Consider the following 6,997-nt stretch of genomic DNA (forward strand, 5'->3'; position numbering starts at 1 on the left):
GGGCTACGCCCGCCCTCCGCCGCACGCAGCGCAAGGCCATCTTCAACAAACCAGCATCATATTATCTGAAAAGGGGGTCCCTCTTCGACGCCGATCGGGGGTCCCTTTTGAACGCCGTTTGACACTCTGAGAATGTCGAGCGACCCACCGCTGGCGTATCGATGCCCGAGACTCTGCATAGCAGCGTGAGGCTGGAAAAGTGACGCTCAATTTCGAAATCCGTGGGACACCTGACCCGCAAATGCTGCCGCGCGTGATTGGCCAACTTGCTCGACGATGGGTGACGCCGACGAAATTGAGCGCGAAGATTCACGACGGCGACATGCACATCGAATTCGAAACCCAGGATCTTTCGCAAGCCGATGCCGAGCGTGTGACCTCTACCCTCCAAAGCTGCACGCTCGTTCGCGAAGTTCGGTTCACAATGCCAGACCAACCCTCATAGCTGCGACCGGCTCTGTCAAAGCAATAGGCGGTGCGGTAACTGCGGGCATGAACAAGCCTATCGAAAGACCCATAAAGAACCACGCTCTGTGGCCCTCGCAGAGTGGCGGCCAATCGCGCGCTAGCCGCAGTCCTTCCGCCCGAAAGCATCTGGTGGAGACGAGTTCGCGTTAGACTGACGACACCGCCATTTACCCATTCATCAGCGTTCATACTCAACCGCCGAAATTCGCGGTTTTCTGATGGAAATTGGGTTTTCTCAGGCCGCCGATGTTCGTTGAGTTCGCCTATAGCACGATGGAATGTGGTGGATTTCAGGGGGTGTGGTGGAATGTGTCCCGGCGAGGTGAAGCATGGGGAAATTGACGGCCAATGAGGTGAAGGCCGACCTGGGCCTCATGGCCAACCGGCTGGAGGCTGACATAGCCTCGCACGGCGCCATACTATTTCGTCTGACGTCAGCGGCCTGACTATGTGTTTGATCCCATGGTTGAAGCAAATGACTGGGGTGTCTCTCGCTCACGGGAAGAGACGGCCAGCTCAAATGTCTGGCCGTCCCCTGTCGTTATTGGACAAACCGCCAGTGATCGAAGTCGAATAGCGACCTGTCGCCGCTGCCCTTGAAAAGCAGGTACAAATCATGGGTGCCGATTGCACCCGCTATGCTTGTCTGGCGCTCCTGCCAAACGCCAGGCGCGCCGGTTTCGCCGATCGGCAGAGTGCCGATCACTGGCCCATCAGTACGGTCCAAACGCAGCTCTATCATCGAACCCGGCAGGCCGTTGGCGACGGTGGCAATGAACCGTCTGGCGCCAGCGGAACCAAAGTCCACACCAGCGACCTTGATGTAGCTGCGATTCTTGGTCGTGGTCACGAAGATACCGGATTTCGCATCCCCCGCCGTCGTTACGCCCGGGGCCCAATCATATGGCCGGTCCTGATCGCGCTTGAGACGCGAAGTCCAGGCTATCGTCTCTGCTTCAACGCGCTTGTAAGGATTCAGCGCCTCAAGTTGAGGTGCGCTGGTTCTGTCCCACCAGTGCAAGTTGGGGATCGTGTCGTCTGGATTGTAGTTGAATTTGGCGACCGCCACCGAGCGCCGCTCGTGATGCATCGGCGTCATCGCGAAGTTCAGTTCATAGTTAAAGCCGAACAGGTACGATCCGCCCTTGTAGTCGATGATGCCAGGATGGTTGCCGGTCGCGCGCGCATCGTGAGCCATGATCGGACCTTTATAGGTCCATGGGCCCGTCGGCTTGTCGCTCATTGCATAGCCAATCCCTTCCGAGCAGCAGGTGGAGGCGAAGGCCATGTAGTAGCGGTTTTTCCGCTTATAGAACCAAGGTCCTTCCTGATAATCCAGGATCCGATCGACCTTGGTGATCTGACCTGAATAGGAAATCATGTCCTTGTTGAGCTTGACGTAATACAGGTCAGGATTGCCCCAGTAGAGATAGGCTTGACCGTCGTCGTCGATCCAAACGGTCGGATCGATATTGTCATTGGCCGGAGCGATCAAAGGCTTGCCCAACACATCGACGAAGGGCCCCTCGGGCTTGTCGGCGACCGCTACTGCAATGACATTCTTGGGCCGCCCCGCGATACTGATCGGAGCGTAGAGGTAGAATTTTCCGTCTCTGGCGACGACTTGCGGGGCCCAGGCGTCGTTGCTCTGCACCGCCCACGGGAAAGTCTTCAAGGAGGCGACAGTTCCCCGATCGATCCAGTTCACCATGTCCGTCGAGCTGTAGAGTTGCCAGTCGAGCATCTTGAAGCCGGTTGCGTCATCCTCATCATGACTGGTGTAGAGATAGACCACGCCATCATGCACAAGGGGGGCAGGGTCGGCCGTGAAACGCGTCTGGACGATGGGATTCTGCGCGCGAGCCAGCGACGGCACAGCCAGGGCACACAGAATTGCAGTCGCCGCCCCGATACCAATTCCGTTCATTGAAATCCCTTCGATTTTCAAACTGGATAGTCGACGCGAGTTCTGCTTCTTGAACTCTGCTGTGTCGTACGCTCGAGCATATGTCGCATTTGTAGCTAGACCGATTTGAGCCGCATGGTGCGGGCCGTATAGACCTCGACGCCCTGCCACTTGTCCGATTCGAAGCGGACGCGAATCTTCGACTTACCCTGCGTCATTTTCGTCGGTAGCGCATAGGTCTGCACGTTGCGGGCGCTAGTACTCTCACCCGGCAAGCGCTCGCGCACCAGTTGCTCGCTATCGATCATGATCCGAAAATCCTTGTCGCGCTGCCCGCCGCCATAGGCGACCTGAAGCGCGAGCGGGCCGGGCGCGACGGCCAGGTCAAATTCGAAGAACCCGACATTCACGTTCCGGCTGCGGTCGGCGACGTGGGAAACGGGCGCCGACTGACCGCTGTCCGCAAAGGCGTGATCCACCTCCGGCTGTTGCTCCCCCAGCCGGATCACGTCGATCGTGCGCGCGGCCAAGTCCGCCCGGTCTTTCGAGGCTTGGGTCCACGCGGCTTGCTGGGTCGGCCATTCCGCCACGTCGAAGCGTCGGAAATAGACGGCGGTGCGGTTCTCATGCTGCGCAAAAAAGGGGCGTAGCGCCAGGTCGCCCGGCTTGCCCTGTTCGCCCAGGCGATAGTGATGCAGTCCGGCAGCCGCCACCAGCACCGGTTCGGCGCGGTCGGTAACGATGGCGGGGTCGAGGCCGTCCCAAGCTCCCTTGCCAGGCCCCATATCACCAGCCAGGACGAGCGGCCCGCTGACGAACGCCACCAGCTTGGCATCATCGGGCATCGATTCGACCCGTACCGGCATGGGCAGCGACAGTTCAATCCGGTCCCCCGCCTTCAGTCCGGTCAGCATCAGATAGCCGCCATCCCGGACGCCCGCAGTCTTGCCGTTCACCTTCAACAACGGGTCGGCGCACCAGCCCGGCACGCGCAGCGCGAGCCTTTTCGGCGCATTCGTCACCGCAATCCGCACCATATTGCCCAGCGGAAATTCGGTATCCATGTCGAGTTTCGCTTCGGGCGCGTTCAGCGTGGAGGCGTAATAGAGGTTGATCGCAACCGCATCGCCGCGCTTCCAATAGATACTTTCGCCATGCTTCGAATGGCTCTCCATACCCGAGCCGACACAGCACCAGAAATCCTCGGTGGGGCTGGAATGCACCCGTCCCATTCCCGGTGCCAGCGCGGTGAAATAGGTGAACATGCCCGTCTTCGGGTCTTGCTGGCTCATGATATGGTTGAGGTGCGCGCGCTCGTAGAAATCGAAATAGCTGGCCTCGCCACTCCAACTGTACAGATGCCGCGTCAGGCGCAGCATGTTGTAGCTGTTGCACGCCTCGCACGTCTGTTGGTCGAGCCGTTGGGCAAGCTGGCGCGGCAGGCCGAAATGCTCGTGATCCGAGTTGCCGCCGATGACGTAGCTGTGGTCGCGCGTGACCGTGGTCCAAAAGAACTGTGCGACTTTCGCGCGATCCGCGTTGCCCGTCAGTTCATGCAGTCGCGCCTCGCCGATGATCTTCGGAATCTGGGTATTGGCGTGCTTGCCGGCGAGTTCATCACGCCCGGCCTGCAGCGGATCGACGATCGCGTGATGCCGCATCCGCTCCGACAGGGTCAGCCAGCGGCGATTGCCGGTGCGCTTGTAGAGTTCGGCATATGATTCGGTCAGCCCGCCATGCTCGGTGCGCAGGATGTCTTGGATCTGCGTATCGCTCAACCCCTCTAGGATTTTGCCCAGATAGTCGCCCAGCCCGATCGCCACGGTCAAGCCGTCCTTGATCCCCGCATGCTGATGCGCGTCCAGCGCGCCTGCCATGACCTTGTGATAGGTGTACAAGGGGACCCATCCGTCGTTCAGGCTGAACCCGGTCGAGCGGATTTCGCCCCTGCGCAGTTCCTCATACACGACCTTGCCATCGACGGTCTTGCCGTCGCGATCGACCGTGGTGCCGCCAGCATAGCCGTCCCCGTGCCTGGCTTGGATCGCCTTGAGTTGGCCGACGATATAAGCGGCGCGGTCGCGGAATTGCAGGTCGCCCGTCTGGGCGTGGATCAGCGACACCGCGCTCATATAATGGCCCAGCGAATGGCCCGCGATCCCGCGCGATTCCCACCCCCCATAGACCTTACCCCTGGTCGGCAATCCGGCGCCGGCGTGGAAATTATGCAGCAGCCGGTCAGCGTCGAGCGACAGGAGATAGCGCGCGTTCGCCCGGACCGACGTCAGGAAGATCGAAGGCTTCAACCTAACCTGCGACAGGGAAAAGGGTGTCGCGATCGACGTCGCAGCCGGCGCGGCCCATGTGAAGCGCGGCAGGGCCCCAAACGCGATTCCAGCCCCCAGCGTGCCGCGACGCGTCCAGCTCATGTAAATCTCCCAATCAGATGCCCAAGAACACCCTATCGAACCAATTTGTCGGAGTAAACTATGAATCTTATCGGAGTAAATGTCGAGGTCCAGGCGCCACCTCGGTTCGACATGGACCGTTCGTCGGGTGCGATATTTGCCGCATATGACGGACCACGCACCATCGTGGCTGCGCATATACAAGCCCGTGCTTATGCTGGTGCAGCACGGCCATTACCTTATTCAAATCCTGGTGCGGCGAGATGCTGGCTTGTGAACCATAACAGTGAGGGATTGGGTATCGTCGGGGTCCGTCTCAATGTCACTCAGCACGATAAGGCGCTGCTTCGCCGCCGGCGACGCGGCGGAAGGCGGTGGGGGAGAGGCGGCCGGCAAATCGACGGAAAAGCTGGCAAATCGACGGGAAAGATGGTCGCTGCAACTGCGGCCAACGCGGCAACAGCTTTCACGCGATCCGGTCCCGGTTCGCGCGGGCGGTCTTCGATGTCGGCTTTTGGCCATCATTCCATAACGCTCAGAACGGTTACCGACTTGGGCGGCAATGTCACTTTCAACCGGCCGCCGATCACCTTGGCGGCACTTGGCTGCGGCTTGACCATGTCGGGCTTGTCATAGCTGTTGACCGCATCGACCCGCGATGCGGTCAGCACCGTACCCGATGCCTTGCGCGCGCGGATGCCCGCCACCGCCGCATCGATGGAGGCGGCATTGTTCGGGTCGACGTTGGTGAGCGCGATCCACAGCTTCCCGTCGGCGCCGCGCGCCGCAATCGCATCGATGCGCGGCACGCTCACCTCGCCGAACCTGTATGTTCCCGCGTCGAAGCTAATCGGCAAACGGGTGGCGTTCTGGAACGGCACATACATTTTGAACAAGTGATAGGTGGGCGTCAGCACCATCTTCGGCCCGTCCGTCAGGATCATCGCCTGAAGCACGTTCACCATCTGGGCGATGGCGGTCATGCGGACCCGATCGGCATGGCGGACGAACATGTTGAGGTTGATCGAAGCGATGATGGCGTCGCGGATGGAGTTCTGCTGATGCAGGAAACCATCCTTGCTGCCGGGCAGCTTCGCGAGCCAAACGCCCCATTCATCTATGACCAGCGGGACTTTCTTGTCCGGATCGTATTTGTCCATCACCGCTGAGTGGACGCGGATCATCTCCTCCATCTTCAGCGTGTCCTTGATGAGCATCGCATATTCGCGCTCGCCAAAGTCGATGCTGGAAAAGGGCGGGGGCCAGCTGATCTAGGTATAGTTGTGCATCGACAGCCCTTCGATGCTCCAGCTCCAGTCATGCGCCTTCCATGCCTTCATGACGGCTTCGGTATAGGCCGTGTCCAGTCCGCCGGGCCCAACCACGATCCGTTGCATCGGGTCCGATCCGGCTACCGAACCGCCCGCAGGATTGTCCGTGCCCTGCTGTTCAAGGTTGAGGCTACGGGCGAAGCGAGCGTAGCGCTTCATTTCATCGACATAATAGTCGGGCGTGTACGCGCCGCCACAACTCCAGCTTTCGTTCCCAAGACCCAGAAATTTGACTCGGTAGGGTTTGGGATGGCCATTGGCTGCGCGTTCCGCCCCCGCCGTCGTGCCGCGATCAGCGGTCATGTACGCGAGCCAGTCGGCGGCTTCCTTGACGCTGCCCGATCCCATGTTGACCGATATATAGGCTTCGGCCCCGATCTGGTCGATGAAGTCGAAAAATTCGTCCGTGCCGAAATCATTCTTCTCCAGCGCGTTGCCCCAGCTGCCGTTCACCGTCACCGCCCGCTTGGCGCGAGGACCGACCCCATCGCGCCAATGATATTCGTCGGCAAAGCACCCGCCCGGCCAGCGAACGCTCGGAACCCTCAATGCCTTCAGCGCCTGAACCACATCGCTGCGAATGCCACGCACATTGGGTATCGGCGAGTCTTCGCCCACCCAGACGCCGCCATAGATGCCTGTTCCCAGATTTTCGGCGAACTGACCGAAGATGTCGCGGTCGATGGTCGGTCCCGTACCGTCGGCGGCAACCGTCATGGCGACAGATGCCGGTTGCGCCAGAGCCGACGCCGGAACAGCGGCTACCGCCAACGCCAGCGTGAGATTTAGAGTCCTCCAGTAGGAGCAACCCCTCCGACTTCAGTCGGATACTGGCTTCAGCCTTGGACTCGGCCAGTAGTCTGTACCCTCGGAGAAAAATGAAC

5 protein-coding genes are annotated in these 6,997 nt (G+C 60.2%); 1 reads left to right on the forward strand and 4 read right to left on the reverse strand.

Annotated elements, in window-relative coordinates; genetic code table 11:
- The first annotated feature begins 199 nt into the window (after positions 1–199).
- On the forward strand, positions 200–445 hold the full coding sequence (locus tag A0J57_RS26235) for a hypothetical protein (protein WP_153017902.1): 246 nt from the start codon (positions 200–202) through the stop codon (positions 443–445).
- Positions 446–1,009: 564 nt separating this feature from the next.
- Here A0J57_RS26235 and A0J57_RS24790 read toward each other — a convergent pair.
- The 4 genes from A0J57_RS24790 to A0J57_RS27335 all read right to left on the reverse strand — a co-directional run bounded on the left by A0J57_RS24790 (position 1,010) and on the right by A0J57_RS27335 (position 6,830).
- Complete coding sequence (locus A0J57_RS24790; protein WP_061940967.1) at positions 1,010–2,395, reverse strand: glycoside hydrolase family 43 protein; 1,386 nt, start codon at positions 2,393–2,395, stop codon at positions 1,010–1,012.
- A gap of 95 nt (positions 2,396–2,490) precedes the next feature.
- Positions 2,491–4,803, reverse strand: coding sequence for a glycoside hydrolase family 127 protein (locus A0J57_RS24795; RefSeq protein ID WP_064232791.1), 2,313 nt, complete (start codon positions 4,801–4,803; stop codon positions 2,491–2,493).
- Between the two features lie 500 nt (positions 4,804–5,303).
- Positions 5,304–5,999 (reverse strand): alpha-L-arabinofuranosidase C-terminal domain-containing protein, encoded by a 696-nt coding sequence (locus A0J57_RS27330; protein WP_328587051.1) that lies wholly within the window; start codon positions 5,997–5,999, stop codon positions 5,304–5,306.
- A gap of 54 nt (positions 6,000–6,053) precedes the next feature.
- The gene (locus tag A0J57_RS27335) at positions 6,054–6,830 is read right to left on the reverse strand and encodes a hypothetical protein (RefSeq protein ID WP_328587052.1); all 777 of its coding nucleotides are present in this window, start codon (positions 6,828–6,830) and stop codon (positions 6,054–6,056) included.
- Between the last annotated feature and the right edge of the window lie 167 nt (positions 6,831–6,997).

The sequence above is a fragment of the Sphingobium sp. 22B genome (assembly GCF_001580035.1).
Classification (GTDB): domain Bacteria; phylum Pseudomonadota; class Alphaproteobacteria; order Sphingomonadales; family Sphingomonadaceae; genus Sphingobium; species Sphingobium fuliginis.